This is a genomic window from Actinomyces sp. oral taxon 181 (assembly GCF_018370895.1).
Classification (GTDB): domain Bacteria; phylum Actinomycetota; class Actinomycetes; order Actinomycetales; family Actinomycetaceae; genus Pauljensenia.
Map to the genome: position 1 here is coordinate 103293 of NZ_JAGYZL010000003.1, position 16360 is coordinate 119652.

The 16360-nt window shown below is 55.6% G+C and carries 14 protein-coding genes; 6 read left to right on the forward strand and 8 right to left on the reverse strand.

Annotation, left to right across the window (positions count from 1 at the left end):
* Nucleotides 1-257 precede the first annotated feature (257 nt).
* From KHW85_RS02335 to KHW85_RS02355, 5 genes are all read left to right on the forward strand, one after another.
* Nucleotides 258-1808, forward strand: coding sequence for a cytochrome ubiquinol oxidase subunit I (locus KHW85_RS02335; protein ID WP_291458645.1), 1551 nt, complete (start codon nucleotides 258-260; stop codon nucleotides 1806-1808).
* Nucleotides 1809-1822: 14 nt separating this feature from the next.
* Entirely contained in the window at nucleotides 1823-2944 is a 1122-nt protein-coding gene (cydB, locus tag KHW85_RS02340; protein ID WP_291458646.1) for a cytochrome d ubiquinol oxidase subunit II, read from the forward strand.
* 87 nt (nucleotides 2945-3031) lie between these two features.
* On the forward strand, nucleotides 3032-4741 hold the full coding sequence (gene cydD / locus KHW85_RS02345; protein WP_291458647.1) for a thiol reductant ABC exporter subunit CydD: 1710 nt from the start codon (nucleotides 3032-3034) through the stop codon (nucleotides 4739-4741).
* A complete protein-coding gene (cydC, locus tag KHW85_RS02350) occupies nucleotides 4738-6531 on the forward strand; it encodes a thiol reductant ABC exporter subunit CydC (protein WP_291458648.1) in 1794 nt (597 codons plus the stop codon). The genes cydD and cydC overlap by 4 nt, the downstream gene beginning before the upstream one ends.
* Nucleotides 6528-8168 carry a GAF domain-containing protein gene (locus KHW85_RS02355; RefSeq protein WP_291458649.1) on the forward strand — a complete coding sequence of 547 codons (1641 nt, stop codon included), beginning with the start codon at nucleotides 6528-6530 and terminating at the stop codon, nucleotides 8166-8168. The genes cydC and KHW85_RS02355 overlap by 4 nt, the downstream gene beginning before the upstream one ends.
* A 1-nt stretch (nucleotide 8169) precedes the next feature.
* Here KHW85_RS02355 and KHW85_RS02360 read toward each other — a convergent pair whose 3' ends face one another.
* Genes KHW85_RS02360 through KHW85_RS02395 form a run of 8 tightly spaced genes read right to left on the reverse strand, consistent with a single transcriptional unit; the run spans nucleotide 8170 to nucleotide 15689 of the window.
* Nucleotides 8170-8784 (reverse strand): response regulator transcription factor, encoded by a 615-nt coding sequence (locus KHW85_RS02360; RefSeq protein WP_034234131.1) that lies wholly within the window; start codon nucleotides 8782-8784, stop codon nucleotides 8170-8172.
* Between the two features lie 34 nt (nucleotides 8785-8818).
* On the reverse strand, nucleotides 8819-9571 hold the full coding sequence (gene rnc, locus KHW85_RS02365; RefSeq protein ID WP_291458650.1) for a ribonuclease III: 753 nt from the start codon (nucleotides 9569-9571) through the stop codon (nucleotides 8819-8821).
* Complete coding sequence (locus tag KHW85_RS02370) at nucleotides 9571-10134, reverse strand: YceD family protein (RefSeq protein WP_291458651.1); 564 nt, start codon at nucleotides 10132-10134, stop codon at nucleotides 9571-9573. Before KHW85_RS02370 ends, rnc begins: the two co-directional genes overlap by 1 nt.
* Nucleotides 10127-10843, reverse strand: coding sequence for a hypothetical protein (locus tag KHW85_RS02375; protein ID WP_178707012.1), 717 nt, complete (start codon nucleotides 10841-10843; stop codon nucleotides 10127-10129). The genes KHW85_RS02370 and KHW85_RS02375 overlap by 8 nt, the downstream gene beginning before the upstream one ends.
* Complete coding sequence (gene coaD / locus KHW85_RS02380) at nucleotides 10836-11345, reverse strand: pantetheine-phosphate adenylyltransferase (protein ID WP_291458652.1); 510 nt, start codon at nucleotides 11343-11345, stop codon at nucleotides 10836-10838. The genes KHW85_RS02375 and coaD overlap by 8 nt, the downstream gene beginning before the upstream one ends.
* Nucleotides 11342-11914, reverse strand: coding sequence for a 16S rRNA (guanine(966)-N(2))-methyltransferase RsmD (gene rsmD / locus KHW85_RS02385; RefSeq protein ID WP_291458653.1), 573 nt, complete (start codon nucleotides 11912-11914; stop codon nucleotides 11342-11344). The genes coaD and rsmD overlap by 4 nt, the downstream gene beginning before the upstream one ends.
* Nucleotides 11915-11928: 14 nt before the next feature.
* Complete coding sequence (locus tag KHW85_RS02390; RefSeq protein ID WP_291458654.1) at nucleotides 11929-14085, reverse strand: ATP-dependent DNA helicase RecG; 2157 nt, start codon at nucleotides 14083-14085, stop codon at nucleotides 11929-11931.
* Nucleotides 14082-15689 (reverse strand): hypothetical protein, encoded by a 1608-nt coding sequence (locus tag KHW85_RS02395; RefSeq protein ID WP_291458655.1) that lies wholly within the window; start codon nucleotides 15687-15689, stop codon nucleotides 14082-14084. The genes KHW85_RS02390 and KHW85_RS02395 overlap by 4 nt, the downstream gene beginning before the upstream one ends.
* A 240-nt stretch (nucleotides 15690-15929) precedes the next feature.
* Here KHW85_RS02395 and rpmB point away from each other — a divergent pair, with 240 nt between their 5' ends.
* The gene (rpmB, locus tag KHW85_RS02400; RefSeq protein ID WP_019127135.1) at nucleotides 15930-16121 is read left to right on the forward strand and encodes a 50S ribosomal protein L28; all 192 of its coding nucleotides are present in this window, start codon (nucleotides 15930-15932) and stop codon (nucleotides 16119-16121) included.
* Nucleotides 16122-16360 lie beyond the last annotated feature (239 nt).

Consider the following 16360-nt stretch of genomic DNA (forward strand, 5'->3'; position numbering starts at 1 on the left):
CCCATTTCGCAACCCCCATTCTCTCATAGGGATTGCGGGCATGCCCGGGCACTTTCACGGCGGTTCTTTCAATGTCCACCGCGTCACCATAGAATCACTTTAAATAAAACGACACAGCTGCGGTTTTATTCAGAAAAACGGCATTAAACACGGTAGGCAACTATATTTGTTGACACAACGTCGTCAAAGTTTTGCCACAGCCGTGACGAACTTATGACACACCCTGAACACAATTTCCCTGAGACAGGAATATGACCATGACCTTTGCTCCAGCAGCACTTGATGCGCTGACACTGGGACGATGGCAATTCGGCATCCTGACCGTTTACCACTTCGTCTTGGTTCCTCTCACCATTGGTCTGTCACTCCTGGTCGCAATTATGCAGACCGTGTGGCACAAGACCGGTAAAGAGGAATGGCTCCAGGCAACTCGATTCTTTGGCAAGTTGCTCCTGATCAACTTCGCCCTTGGCGTTGCCACCGGTATCGTGCAGGAATTCCAATTCGGCATGAACTGGTCGGAGTACTCGCGTTACGTCGGTGATATCTTCGGCGCTCCGCTCGCAGTCGAGGCCCTTCTGGCCTTCTTCCTTGAATCAACCTTCCTGGGTCTGTGGATCTTTGGATGGGGCCGCCTTTCCAAGGGATGGCACCTTGCCTGCATCTGGCTCGTTTCCTTTGGCACGATGTTCTCGGCGCTGTGGATCTTGGGCGCGAACTCTTGGATGCAGCACCCCGTCGGTGCACGCTTCAATCCCGAAACGGGCCGTGCAGAGCTCGACGGAGTAGCCGGCTTCCTCAAGGTCGTCGCAAACCCCGTTCTTGTGTGGGAGTACTCCCACGTCATCACCTCTGCTTGGCTTGTTGCCGGCACCTTCGTTGCAGGCATCGCATTCTGGTGGATGACCCGCGCCAAGCGCCTCGGTGGTGAAGAGGGAGCAAAGGAAGCCTCGTCTATGTGGCGTCCGATCGCCCGCTTCGGCCTGCTCGTTATCCTCATCGGCGGGCTCGGAACCGCAGCAAGCGGCCACTTCCAGGGCCAAGAACTGGTCAAGATTCAGCCCATGAAGATGGCAGCTGCAGAAGGTGTCTGTGTCGATACTCAAGGCGCAGCATTCACCGTTGCACAGTTCGGCGACTGCCCCTTGGGCGATGACGGCAAGCAACCGACCAAGTTCATTCAGGTTCCCGGTGTCGCTGCTTTCATGTCTCATAACTCCTTCTCTGCAGAGGTTAAGGGTGTTGCAGATGAGCAGCAGCGCATGGTTGAGCTCCTCAACTCCAATGAGGATTTTGTCAAGACCTACGGTGACGCGAAGCAATACGATTTCCGTCCCCCGCAGATGGTGACCTTCTGGACATTCCGCCTGATGATCGGTACAGCAGCATTCTCCGCGGCACTCGCGCTGTGGGGACTGTGGGCAACCCGTAAGGGACAGACTTCCGCGTCGAAGGCCCTGGGGATCTTCGCGCTCGTATCAATCCCCATGCCCTTCCTCGGTGCTTCTTTCGGTTGGATCTTCACCGAAATGGGCCGCCAACCCTGGGTCGTTGTTCCCAACATCGCAGGCCTTGAAAGCGGCGATCCCGTCGGATCGGTCATGATGATGACATCTGCCGGTATCTCCAGCGCTGTTCCCGCCTGGCAGGTCCTGGTGTCGATGAGCGTCTTCTCCATCCTCTACGCAATCCTCGGTGTCGTGTGGTTCATCCTCATGAAGCGCTACGCCGTCGAGGGACTCCACCCCCGCCCCAAGGACGCTACCGATAAGGAAGCAGTCTCTGGCACACTCTCATTCGGCTACTGAGGAAAGGAAAAACCATGACTTTGAGTATTTTGTGGTTCATCCTCATCGCTGTCTTGTGGACCATGTACCTGGTCCTCGAGGGCTTCGACTACGGAGTGGGAATGCTCCAGGGCTTCCTCGCACGCGATGATCGCGAGCGCACCCAAGCGCTACGCACAATCGGCCCCCACTGGGACGGTAACGAGGTCTGGCTGCTGACCGCCGGTGGCGCGACCTTCGCAGCATTCCCCGAATGGTACGCAACCATGTTCTCGGGAATGTACCTGGCACTCTTCCTCATTCTGCTGGCGCTCATCGTTCGCGTCTGCGCGATTGAATGGCGCTCGAAGCTCAAGTCTGAGCAATGGCGCAGTGTCTGGGATCGCGTTCACGCCGTCTCCGCGCTGCTTGTTCCCCTTCTCTTCGGTGTGGCATTTGCCAACCTGGTTCAGGGAATGAAGATTGAGGTCGTTACTCACGGAACGAACGCGGTCGTTGCACCTGCCGACGTCCCCTCCTCCCTCAATACAGCTGTTCACCAGCTGACCGGTGGTTTCTTCTCACTTCTCACCCCCTACACTCTCTTGGGTGGTCTTGTCCTGGTTGCCCTGTGCCTCGCTCACGGCGCTCAGTTCTTGGCCCTCAAGACCGAAGGTGACCTGAAGGAACGTGCGAATGGTTTCGCAGCTCCCGCGACAGTGGTTGCCACTGCTCTGGCTGCAGTGTGGGTCATCTGGGGACAGTTCGCGTACACAACGAATGTCCTGGCATGGCTCCCGTTGCTCATCGCAGCACTGTGCCTCATCGCTTCGACTGTCTTCTCGCAGGCTGTCTTGCGTAACGAAGGTCTGTCCTTCCTCTTCTCTTGCCTCGCAATGGCCGGAGCAGTTGCATGGATCTTCGCAGCTATGGCGCCCAACGTCATGAAGTCGAGCATCGATCCCGCTTATTCGCTGACCATCGCACAGGCCTCATCGACTACGGGAACTCTCACCGTGATGTCGATCGTTGCCCTCTGCTTGGTCCCCGTGGTTCTTGTCTACACTGCGTGGTCCTACTGGAAATTCCGCTCTCGCGTTTCTTCCTCGGATGTTTCAACGAATACCGGTTTGATCTTGAACAAGATCCGACTGGATCAGAATTTCCTCGCGGGCTGATCGTCCGCACTGCTGGTGGCCTCGGGGAACCGGGGCCACCAGTTTTTTCACCGAGCACGACCGTCTCGAAGGACAGAAAATAGAAGAATGCGCCCACTGGACCCCCGTCTTCTCAAGTACGCATCGAGCGCGCGTCGTCATATCCTCCTCATCTCAATCTTGGGGATTGTGACGGCAGTCTTGGTGATTGCACAGACTCTTGCTCTTTCTGCCGCTCTCTCCCCCGCAGTCACATCTGGTGCCTCGCTTGCCCAGGTACGCACGCCGCTTCTTCTCTTGGTCGCTATCGTTATCGCACGCGCGGCGCTCATCGGAGTTCGCGAGGCCTTGGGTCACCGAGCAGCAGACCGGACAATCCGAGAGTTGCGTGGACGCGTCCTGACACACATCTCAAACCTGGGGCCACGCTGGCGCGCCACTCACGGTTCCGAGGCCTCGACCCTCCTTTCCCGAGGCCTGACGGACCTTTCCCCTTACTTCGTCGACTATCTTCCCCAGTTGGTTCTCACAGCAACTGTGACTCCCCTAGCCCTGGCAACAATCCTTTTCCTCGATTTCTGGTCGGCCTTCATTGCCGCAATCGTTGTTCCGCTGATCCCAATTTTTATGGCCTTAATTGGCCGTTTTACTCAGAGCGCTTCCTCAGAAAAACTGGAAACAATGCAGACCTTGGGCGCGCAAATGCTGGATTTGATTGCAGGACTGCCGACCCTTCGCGCCTTGGGCCGAGAAAGCGCTCCTCGTGCGCATTTAGAATCTCTCTCGCGATCCAATACGCGCGCAACAATGTCGACGCTGCGCATTGCTTTTCTCTCTGGCGCTGTATTGGAGTTTCTCTCCACGCTCTGCGTCGCCTTGGTTGCCGTCGAAGTCGGCTTCCGAATGGTTTTTGGTCATGTTTCTTTATTCACCGGCCTAGCCGTCATCATGCTTGCACCGGAAGTTTTTGAGCCTCTTCGTCAGGTCGGAGCTCAATTTCACGCCTCCGCAAATGGTGTCGCCGCTGCCGAACGAGCCTTCGAGATTTTAGAAACTCCCATTCCTTCAATGGCTGAAGACTCGGAAGGGGAAGACTCTGTTCAGGATGATCACGGTATTGATTGGTCTTCAGCTGCCTTCTCATTGCGCGATCTTTCAATTGAGGCACGCGGCACTTGGGCACCTGCAGGGTTGAACGCGGATATCCTGCCAGGAACGCTGAGCGTCCTTGCAGGCCCCTCAGGTTCAGGAAAAACCAGTACGATTTACGCGCTGATGCGGCTGCTTCCGATTCAGAGTGGATACCTGATGGTCCGGACCTTTGAAGGAGAAGAAATTCCCCTTCAGAACATTCCCACAGAAAAACTGTGGAAAGCCATAACTTGGGTACCGCAGCACCCTTCTTTGCTTCCCGGAAGCCTACGCGAGCAGCTTCCGCCTTCAACAGAAGAAGAACTCGAGGCTGCCGCAGCACTTTGCGGATTCACCGAAGTTCTGGACACGCTTCCTCAGCGTTGGGATACGCAAATTGGCCAAGACGGGGCCGGTCTTTCCGTTGGACAACGGCAACGTTTCGCCCTTACCCGCGCTTTGCTAGCACAAACTCCCATTGTCATCTTGGATGAACCTACCGCCCACCTGGATGCTGTGAGTGAAGAGATCGTTTTGAAAGCAATGGAGGCTCTGCGCAAGAAAGGTCGAACGGTCATTGCGATCGCACATCGCCAGGCTCTTATCGATGCAGCAGACCAAGTGATCAGCGTTCATTCGCGGGTTAAGGATCAGGCCGAATTGGCAGAAGTTGGAGGAGAGCAATGAAAATGCGGATTCTCACTTCTGAGGAAGCTTCCTCCTTGCGATGGGCGTTGTCACTGCTCCGAGTTGATAAGTGGCGTTTTATCGGCGCGCTCCTTCTGGCAAGCCTAGGAATTGGTTCATCGATCGCTCTGGGTGCAACATCTGCTTGGCTCATCGCGCGAGCCTCACAGATGCCTCCCGTCTTAGTACTTTCTGTTGCTGCAACATCGGTACGTCTTTTCGGTGTCTCGCGTGCCCTTCTGCGTTATGTTCAACGCCTGATTTCCCACCGCGTTGCGCTCGAGGGCATGGACCATCTGCGACTGAGCCTTTACGACGCCTTAGCATCTTCAGATCTCGGCAGAGTGATCTCACTTCGCCGCGGTGATCTGCTGGCACGTATGGGATCCGATGTCGACGAGGTCGGCGATTTTATTGTGAAGTCTGTCCTTCCCGCAGGTGTCGCAGCGATTGTAGGAAGCGCGACCGTCGGCGCTCTGGCATTTCTTTCTCCAGGTGCCGCAGTCATTTTGGCGCTTTGCTTAATCCTTTCTGGGATCGTTGCCCCAGTTATCACCGCTCGAGCGCAACGCGCAGCTCAAGTCGAAGGAATCCAGGCACGCGCTGCCCTGAGCAGCTCGCTGGTGACCTTGATCGATGGCTACGATGAGCTGGCAATTAACGGACTCATTGACCGTGCGCGCGGCGAATTCGAACGCAGCGAGGACAACATTGAGTCATCTCGACGAGGGGCCGCCCGCGCCTCTGCTTGGGCTCAATTCATCGATCGCGCATCTATGGGACTAGCAGTTGTCGGGGCGCTCCTCGTTGGAGTTCCATCCGTTCAGGCTCAGATCCTCAGCGCCGTCGCTCTCGCGGTCATTACCCTCACTCCCCTGTCTTCTTTCGAGGCCTCGGCTCAGATGAACTCCGCGATGGCGCAACTCGTCCGTAGCGCTCAAGCAGCACTGCGGATCCGCGAACTTATCGGCTCGGAGGCACCGACCACCACGGCCTCGAAGATCGCGCAGACTCGGCTTCCCGAAGATGCGACACACCACCCCAATCTTCAAGCAAGTGACCTGGCGATCGGATGGCCCGATGGCCCGCTCTTGGTTGAAAACCTCAATCTTGATGTTGTCCCCGGTCGCTGCGTCGCAATCGTTGGCCCTTCGGGAATTGGTAAAACAACACTCCTGAATACTCTGGCTGGATTGATCCCCGCACGCGATGGGCAGCTCACTCTCAACGGGGTTCCTCTTGGGGACATTCCCCACGAGGAGAGTGCAAGCGTCATTCAGGTAACCGCTGAAGACGCCCATATCTTCGCAACCAGCATCTACGAAAATCTTCGCGTTGCACGCGCTGATCTGTCGAAGGAAGAAGCTCAGGAATTTCTGAGCACCGTTGGCCTCAAGGACTGGTGTGCTTCTCTTCCTCAGGGAATCGATACCGTAATTGGGGCTGGGGCAACGGGAGTATCCGGTGGTGAGCGTCGCAGACTTCTTGCTGCCCGAGCACTCGCCTCACATGCACCCATCATGCTTTTGGATGAAGCCAGTGAGCACCTTGATCCTCACAGCGCAGATGCACTAATGAGAACCATCCGTGCACACGCAGTGAATAAAGGCTTGGTGATTGTCACGCACCGCCTGAGCGCTCTTGACATTGCAGATGAGATTATCCTGATGGGGTATCCGCACGATGATCCTCGCTTGCGTCCTGCACGCATCGTTGAACGAGGAACACGTGATGAGCTCATCGCAAGGAGCGAAGCTTTCCGTTGGGCACTTAAGCAGGAGGAAGAATGAGCCCCGAAAGGACCGATTCACGACTTCTTGAAGCTGCTCTTGACGTCACCTCAAGCCTAGATCTTCAACGAGTCCTTGAGAATTTCGTCGAGCGCGCATGCGCATTAACCGGCGCACGCTACGCAGGGCTATCGGTTCTTGATACCTGGGGCGATACGACGATGTTCGTCGAATACGGCGATGCTCCAGCCGGTGAGGCCTCAAATCTTCCCGACGAGTTGATCCAACGCATTACCGATGAGGGATATGCGATTCTCAACGATCCTGCTTCCCTTGACAATGCTGAAGGAATTGAGAACTTCCTAGGAGTTTCTGTCACCTTCAAGGGGCAAATCTATGCACGCCTATACCTGGTCAATCGCCTGGGAGGCTTCGGACTCAGTGCACTTCGCATTGTGCAGACTTTGGCGGCGGCAGCCGGTATTGCCGTTGAAAACGCTCACCTCTATGCAGATGCTCGAAGGCGCGCGCGATGGATTCGAGCCTCGCAGCAGCTGACCACCTCGATGCTCGAAGGCGCAGACGAGGAAGAAGGTTTAACCCTGATCGCTCAAACCGTTCGCGACGTCTCGCAGGCGGATACCGCGATTATCGTCTTGCCCTCAGTGAAAGATACCTGGGCTGCAGAAATTACCGATGGTCATCACGCTGATCGTTTGCTAGGAATTGTCTTCCCCCACGAAGGCCGCGCAATGTCGGTACTTAACGAAGGGACCGGCATGATTGTTGATTCCCTCGCGCGCGCCCAGACCATGCGCATCCCCGAATTTTCCGAATTCGGTCCGGCGCTCTATGCGCCTCTTCGTGGAAGAGGGAAGCCCGCAGGCGTCCTCATCCTGCTCCGTCTTCCCGGAAAACCAGAATTTGACTACTCCGAGTTGGCTTTAGCGGAATCACTGGCCGCTCAAGCTGCGCTTGCACTGGAGCTCGCTTCGGCTCGCCACGCTGAAGACGTCGCTTCCCTCCTTGACGAACGTGATCGAATTGGCCGCGATCTACATGATTTTGCGATCCAGCAGCTCTTTGCGGCGGGCATGCAATTGGACTCGACCAAGCAAAAGATCAGCGAAAAACAAGTCGGCGTCGACGAGGTGATCCACGCTCTTGACCTGTCTCTAGCGTCCATTGACGAGGCCGTGCGTCAGATCCGCGCAATCGTCCATAATCTGCGTGAACCCGATTCTGACGTTGGCTTGGTGGAGCGTATCCGTCGAGAGTCCTCCCTCTCGCGTTCATTTTTAGGCTTTGCGCCTTCGCTCCTCATTTCTGTCGACGGCCAATCGGTCAACGAACAGAAAGAATGCGAAGATCACCGCGTTGAATTGCTCAATTCTCGCGTTGACGATTCGCGAAGCGATGATGCGGTTGCAATCGTTCGAGAGGGACTGTCCAACATTGCCCGTCACGCACACGCGACTGCGGGTGCGGTCAATGTTGAACTTGAGGGAAGCGGGAAAACGGGTAGGCTCACGGTTTCCGTTTCTGATGACGGAGTCGGGATTGACCCCGCACATACACGCAATTCAGGCCTTGCAAATATGGCAGAACGTGCGCGCCTCAACGGCGGAACCTTCACCGTTGGTACAGGTCTTGAAGGAAAAGGAACAAAGATTACCTGGAGTGTTCCCCTGGCCTAGCTCAGTTACGCCAAGCGGCAGCGCGCTGTCCGGCTACCCATGCAGCAACCTGAGTGCGTCGTTGAAGCCCCATCTTCGACAGCAAGGATGTGATGTGGTTCTTCACGGTCTTTTCTGCAACGCCCAGTTTTGCGCCAATTTCGCGGTTCGACAGGCCATCACCGATCAGCTCCAAGACCTTACGCTCTGAAGGAGTCAGGTCTGCGGTGGGATCATCATGATCTGCACGCCTGCGGGTCAGTGTTCGCTCATCAAGAAGGATGCGTCCCTGTGCGACTGCCTTAATGACATCGGTAATTTCTGCACCGCGAACGGTCTTGAGCACGTAGGCACGTGCACCCTTTGCAAGGGATTCTGCCAGGGCCTCGTCATCATCAAAAGAAGTCAGGACGATCGGGCGGATCTCGGGGTTTGTCTGCCCCAGAGATTCCATGATGTCGATGCCCGTTCCGTCGGGAAGCTGGAGGTCCACCAAAATCACATCGGGGCTGACCAATTGAGCGCGGCGCAGAGCATCTTGAACTGTCCCGGCCTCTGCAACCACCTCAAGGTCATCTGCACGATCGACAATCTCTGCAATCCCGCGACGAACGATCTCATGATCATCAACGATCATGACTCGGATTGGGGTCTGCAAAGGGGTATCGTTTTCAGTCACGTTTTTCTCCTTGTTCATCAACGCGCTTCTCACCGCTGAGGCGAGCAACTGCATCAGCTGCTGCCGCATTTTCTGCGTGTTTCTTCGAAGTACCAACACCTTGGCCAACTTCGGCATCCCTTGAGGCAACAAAGGCATGAGCAGTAAAAACCCTCTGATGGTCTGGGCCTTCGCCCTCAACCTCGTAGGTCACCGCCCCTAGGTCATGGTTGAAGGCAAACTCAGTCAGGGTTGTCTTCCAGTCCTGTTCAGCAGCACGTTCGACTGCATGAACCAGCAAGAAACCTAGATGCCGCAAAATAGTTGCACGCGCGCCTTCGATACCTACGCTCAGATAGGTTGCACCGACCAGAGCTTCGAAAGTATCAGACAAGATGGAGTCTTTGTCTCGACCACCGTGAGTACTTTCCCCACGCCCTAAGTAGATGTACTCCCCCAGCTCAATGTGCCGAGCTGCTTGCGCTAAGGGTTCTTGAGAAACAGTTGCTGCCCGCATCCGCGACAATTCAGATTCGGGGACGTCGCCATGGCGGTGATACAGCTCGTCGGCCACGACAATCGAAAGGACAGAGTCACCCAGGAACTCAAGGCGTTCATTATGGGCAATTCCACCGGCTTCATTTGCATACGAACGGTGGATTAGCGCAAGTTCCAACAGATCCTGGCGCACAGGAGTTCCCCATGCCTCAAGCAAGGTATCAGTATTGGGACGCGGGGGTACAGGAAGCTTTGAACGACGAGCCATTAGTTCTCATCCCGCGCGGTGAGCTGGTCAAGAAGACCCGACAGACCCGCAAGACGCGGATCGATCACCACATGCTCATGATCTTCGGGAAGATCTTCCCATTTTTCACCGCATCCCGGGCAAAGCCCCTGGCAATCAGGCTTACACAGAGGACGGTCTTCCATCAGCGTCACGATGCCGTCACGCACAATTCCTTCAATATCGATGGTGTCGCGCGCCGAGATCGTCGGGAAATCTTCTGCTTCCTCATCCTGTTCATTACGCAAACGCTGTGCAGCCTTCGGCTCGAAGAACAGTTCATCAACATCGACCGAATAGTGACGCGTCAGTTCATCAAGACAACGCACGCATTCGCCGTCGATATCAACATCGGTATGCGCACGAATCAGAACTCCGTCATCAACCGAAGTAATAGTCACGTCGATAGGTAATTCGGTTCCTGGAACCACTCGCATAACCGAGGTTCCCAGGTCGTCAGGAACCTGCCAAGTCAGGTGATAGTCGCGCGTCGAACCAGGCGAGCGCGAAAGATCACGAAGAGAAATCTCTAAAGGTTCACTCATTTTCTAAAGTCACGTTCGTAATATCGCGGCCATTGCGTTCAGCAATGGCACGCCGACCGGCATCGGTACGGCGTTGAAGTTCTTGAAGAAGTGCAGATAGTTCTGCAAGTGAAGAGGCAGCGTATTCATCGGCACCGGTACGCATCTGCTTTTCAGCTGCACGCGCTTGCCCAACAATCTCGCGTGCACGCTCCTCAGCCATCTGCTTGATGTTTTCTCCGGATACAAGGCGCTCTGCCTGCGCATTGGCGTCGGCAAGGGTGTTCTCCGCATCCGCCTCAGCCTGTTCACGCACACGCTTCGCATCTTCTTCGGCCTTTTCACGGGTCTTCTGGGCGTGTTCCTCGGCCTCAGCGACCAGCTGATCAGCCTTTTCACGGGCTTCGTCGATGGTCGAACGAGCGCGGGCATTAGCCTCGGCAATGGTCGTCTCTGCGGCCGAGTCCGCGCGCACAAGCACTGCGTCTGCGTCGGCAACAACCGCATCTGCGGCCTTGAGGTCATCGGGAAGAGCTTCACGAGCCTGATCGAGGAGATCAAGAACCTCCGCTCGGTTCACCATTACCGAAGCAGAGAGCGGAACTGCACGTGCAGCCTCAAGGAGGTCTTCAATTCGGTCCAAAGCCGCAATCACAGTCGAGGGACCGTACACGGTCTGATCCTCCCACTGCTGCGAGGATTCCGCGTGCTCATCATGGTTTTCAGCCATTGTCTCCTCCAATTGGGTCTTGCGCGTACACTGCTTCTCTATTTTCTCCCCACACGGCCAAAACTGGGGCCGGAACATACCGAGAGACATCCATTCCCCACGCAAAAAGTTCACGAACAAGGGATGAGGACACGTGTCCCAGCGCGGGATCGGTGGGGATCCACAGTGTTTCCACTCCCCCGATCTCTCGATTTGTCACGGCCTGAGCCATCTCTGACTCCACGTCACCGTTTCCGCGCACCCCTTTGATCACCAGATCCGCATCATGTGCGCGACAAAAATCAACCAAAAGCGTGTTCATGGGCAGGACTTCTACCTTCGCCAGGTGAGCAAGCCCCGCGCGGGCGCTTTCCACGCGGCATCGGATATCGCTGGCCGAGGCCTTGGCTGAATTCACTCCAACGGCAACGATCAGGTGGTCAACAAGACGTGACGCCCGAGTAATAAAGTCCAGATGCCCGACGGTAAGTGGATCAAAGCTTCCGGGAATGACGGCTTTCATTCACTCTCCTTACCGGTTTGTGGAAGTGGGGGCGCAAGAAAAAGAACGCGAGTCTCCCCCCAATCGCGCTGGTCCTCACAGATGAGTCCTTTAGGCAGCTCGACAGCTGTCGAGCGAGTCGATCGCTCAACGACAACCGAGGCATCTGGACTTAAATATGCGAGCAATGCTGTAAGGATCTCGGTGATAGTTGCGCTCTCACACTCATAGGGAGGATCAATAAAAACTAGGTCATATTGGCCGCTCAGCCGTCCAGAAACTGCCGCGAGCGCATCCGCACCAATAACTATGCTGCCCGGAGCAACCAAGGCGGCATTCTTTTTCAGAGTTCGCAGCGCACCCTGCGAGGAATCAACCAGGGTTAATTGATCTGCGCCGCGCGAAAGCGCCTCAAAACCCAGAGCTCCGCTTCCCGCATACAGATCAAGAACGCGAGCTCCTTCGATAACGTCCATGTGTTCAAGGCGCGAAAACATTGCCTCACGGACGCGCTCAGACGTTGGGCGCGTCCCCGAAGGCGGGACATGCAGGGTCCGACCTTTCAAAGTGCCGGCAATAATTCGTGTCATGCTTTAAGACTACGTTAGCTGCGTTCCATCCACACCAGCTCTTCGCTGGAAGCGTCATTGAGACTTGCCGCTAATTCCGGATACGAGGCCAAAGAAGGATCTGCCGCAACGAGTTCGCCCGCGCTTTCTCGGGCTTCTTCAATGATTGCCCCATCACGGACAACGCTCAGGAAGCGCAGTCTCGATGTTTTTCCTGACTGGGCCGCCCCTAATACGTCACCTTCTCGACGCAAGGCAAGATCGGCCTCGGCGAGAACAAAACCATCGGTTGATGAAGCGAAGGCTTCCAAGCGTTGCGCCGAAGTATCGCTGATGACCGAAGGATGAACGGCCATGCAGATGCTTTGTCTCGAGGAGCGTCCCACGCGGCCACGCAGCTGATGGAGCTGTGAAAGCCCAAATTGCTGTGCATCCAAGATGATCATCATGGTCGCCTCGGGGACATCAACGCCAACTTCAATGACAGTTGTCGCAACAAGAATTGGAGCTTGCCCACTGGAGAAAGCCTCCATTGTGGCGCTTTTTTCTTCGCTGCTATCTCTGCCGGTCACGCTCACCGCTTTGACACCAGATAGCGAAGGAACCCCCGCGAGCATCTCGATAGTTGCTGTCACCGATGCAAGAGGGGCAGCGCTTTCTTCAAGCAACACATCGGGATGATCGTCTTCATCGATCCGCGGACAGACGACATAAACGCGCCCGCCGCCGTCAATTTCTTCGCGCGCCCGTTGCCACATGCGCTCCATCCACACGGCGTTTCCCGCGTCCACAACGAAAGTTGTCACCGGTTTTCGGCCCGAGGGCAAGCCTTTCATCACCGTGACATCCAGATCTCCAAAAATCGTCATCGCGACGCTTCGAGGGATTGGAGTAGCAGTCATCACCAACTGATGAACAAGCAAGCCGTCATTGCGGCTTTCACGAAGAGCGTCTCGCTGCTGGACGCCAAAACGATGCTGCTCGTCGATCACAGCCAGGGCAAGGTCAGCAAAGAGATTGCGCACGTAGAGCAAGGCATGCGTCCCAATGACAATAACCGGCATTCCCGAGGCCAATAGACGCTCGATTTCACGCCTAGCCGGGGCAGGTGTCGAGGAAGTGAGCAGACGCAGATCCACTGGGAAACCCGCAGATTCAAGGGGTTGAAGCAGCGCTCGAATTGAATCTGCATGTTGCCGTGCCAAGACTTCGGTGGGAGCAAGTAGTGCACCTTGATGGCCAGCGGCAATCACCTGTATCAAGGCGGCGCACGCAACCACAGTTTTTCCTGATCCCACATCCCCTTCAAGAAGGCGCTGCATGGGATGCGACGAGGCAATATCAGCACCGATAGCACTGATGGCACTGCGCTGTGACTGCGTCAGAGTAAAAGGAAGTCCGTCAAGGAATGCTTGAAGTTTAGAAGGATTTTCCAGGCAGCTTTGCGCACGCAAAGCATTGTTTCCCAGTCGACGTTTTGCCAAGAACGCTTGCAAGACAAAAGCTTCTCTCCAGCGCATGCTACGTCTCGCGCGTGCGACATCCTGATCCGTACTGCCCTGGTGAAGAAGCCGTAGGGCATTTCCCAGCGCTTCGATATCGAAACGCGATCGGATCTGCACAGGAACAGGATCTGGAAGAGCGTCCAGGTCCAAAGAATCCAGCACAACGGCAATTGCACGTGCAATCACCCACGAGGTGACACCACCCCGTGTGGAATAAATGGGAATGGGGCGGTTCGAGCGTTTTTCAATATCGGGAGCTGCCTGTTCATCATCAACGCCTTCAAACTCGGGATGCACCAATTGCAAATTCCCTCGGTATTCCCCAACTTTTCCAGCAAAAAGAAAACTTTCTCCCGGTTGAAGAAGGCGTTCGTGCACGCTGAGCTTATAGGGACTACTGGCAAAGAAAGTCGCGGTCATTTCCGAGGAGCCGTCGGTGAGACGAACTTCGAATCGAACCCCTGCACGCGAACGATTAGGGATCAGCCGAGCGCTGACTACTTCGGCCAAAATAGTGACATCTTCTCCGGGACGCAGAACGTGCATGGGCGTGAGAGCACCCCAATGGTAGTAGCGACGAGGCGCATCGTAGAGCAGGTCACCAATGGTGAGAATGCCGGCTTTTTCAAGCTTCTTTGCCAGTTTGGCAGGAAGGCGAAGGCTCAGAGGAGTATCGAGTGGATTCACGCGAGTGCCTGCAGAAGAGAACTGGTTTGAGGAGAGGCATCAATGACTTCAAGATCCACACTGGTGGATTCGGGGGTGAGGCTATCGAGAAGCTGACGCAGAACCGCAATCAAGGTTGCCGCGTCTTCATTTCCAGCAAGTAAGACCCAGCGTGTCGGCGCGTAGGATACGAGATCTTGAAGGGCACGAGAAACGTCCTCAACCTGCCACTCTGCGTCAATTTCCGTCGTGTGTTGAGCAAGAAGCGAACTGCGGGCGTTTTCATCAATAAGCGCGCGGAGTTTAGTGGCAACAGTGCGTCCCCCGGGTTGAGGCACAAAGAGCGGCGCACAGGTCCGGCTGATCGCCAGTGCTTCTAATTCATTCGTTGAGGACGCAATGGAAATATCGAGCTCTTCTTCCCCCATTCGTACATAAGAGGCACTAATCCTTTGAGCAAGCGCTAGGCACTCCCTATCGCTGGGAACGATAAGTTCCACCCGAGTCGATGCACAGCGCGCAGGAAGAACAAGAGCCTCGAGATCTTCAAGCTGAGGATCAAGGAAAACTTGGGCACCGCTGAGGGCAAGATCTTCAACCATCCCCGCAACCCGTGTGCAGACAACGACTGCGGCACGTTCCACCCTGCGAATGGGCTGGCGCTCCAAGAGCCTGATACCTCGGTGTGTCACGCCATCAGCAAGGGTATCGATTCCAATTGTTTCATCGGGGCGTGCATCAGCGACGTGGAAGCGGAGTGTCCGACCGCGTTTGGGATGGACAGATAAAGGAGCGGCAGTATCAATGTGGAAGCGCCACTCGCCCAATCCAAAAAGATCGGCATGTCCAGCCCAGGAATAACGTGCTCCCAGGGCGTCAAGCTGGCGGCGCTGAGCATCGACATCATCAAGGGTTCCTTGAAGAATGACATCGACTGTGAATGCGCGATCAGGCGTCGGCGCATGCGGACGGACCCGATTGCTTCCATGCCCCGCTAATTCCGCGAGCATTGCAGCAAGAGATTCAAGCATCCCCAGATCATCGCGGCAGGCAGCATCGAGAGCGCTGAACATCAGCGCAACGACCGCTGCACCGGCGTCGATGGCGGCAGTGGAAGATCCCGTGGCCTCGACGAGGCCGAATTGCGCGGCAGCGCAGAACGCGGAGAGTTCTTGGGGAACCTCGGGGAGCGTATCGCCAAGTCCTTCAAGTTCTGAACATGCCTCGCGCAGCATCGCATCTGTGGCGCTTCCCTGGGCATGCGCAGCCTTCAGAGCGGAAGGGGTCGCCAAGAGCATGCGGCGAAGGACAACCGGACTGATGGAGGCATCATCAAGCGCTGAATGCCAAGAGGAAAAAATCGACACGAGAAGCACGCCGCAGTGTCCCAGCGCTCCGCGGATTCCCGACTGAATCGCACAATCAAGGCCAACAGAAAGCGGATCACTGTCGGAAAGCTGCGCACACCCGTGAGCGAGAGTTTGGAAGGTGACACGCGCGTTTGTTCCGGTATCACAGTCCCCCCCACCTACTCCGTCGAGGTCATCGATAAAAGGGGCGAGCTTTGTCATTTCATCAGCCGCTATCTGGAAGCTACGCGCCAAAACTCCAGAATCTAGTGCCACAATTTGTCCTTATAACGATGTCTCAACCTGACGGTGCTGCGATGTGGGATACCTTCAACATTGTTCCGCCTTCAGGCACATGTGTGCCACCTGACACGCATATTTCCCTCTGTGGACTTGGTTATTTGGGGCGAAATCAGTTAAGGTGTCATAGTTGCCTGCGGTGAGCTGTCACCAATGGCCTCTTGATCGTCATGATCAAGACAACTAATCGTGTAAGAAAAAACCGAGGAGAACATCGTGGCTGCCGTTTGTGACGTGTGCGGTAAGGGACCCGGCTTCGGCAAGAGCGTGTCGCACTCGCACGTTCGTACCAACCGCCGGTGGAATCCGAACATTCAGCGCGTTCGCGCCCTGGTTGATGGGACGCCCAAGCGCCTGAACGTGTGCACCAAGTGCCTGAAGTCTGATCGAGTCGTTCGCGCTGCCTGATTCAGACATAGATAGGCCGAGCTCGTTTTGCGAGTTCGGCCTTTTCTTTTACCCTTAAGCGCCTTTAGTCCTATGTGGCATAGAAGCAACCAAGGCAACAAAACTAAGAAAACGACAGGTCAGAACACCTTTACTCCCCTAGCATCCACCTCATTCAGACTTTTCTCAGTAATTACCCACCTATTTGGTTGACTCGATAACTGTATCCGACAGAACATTTTATTTTTCCACACGTTATT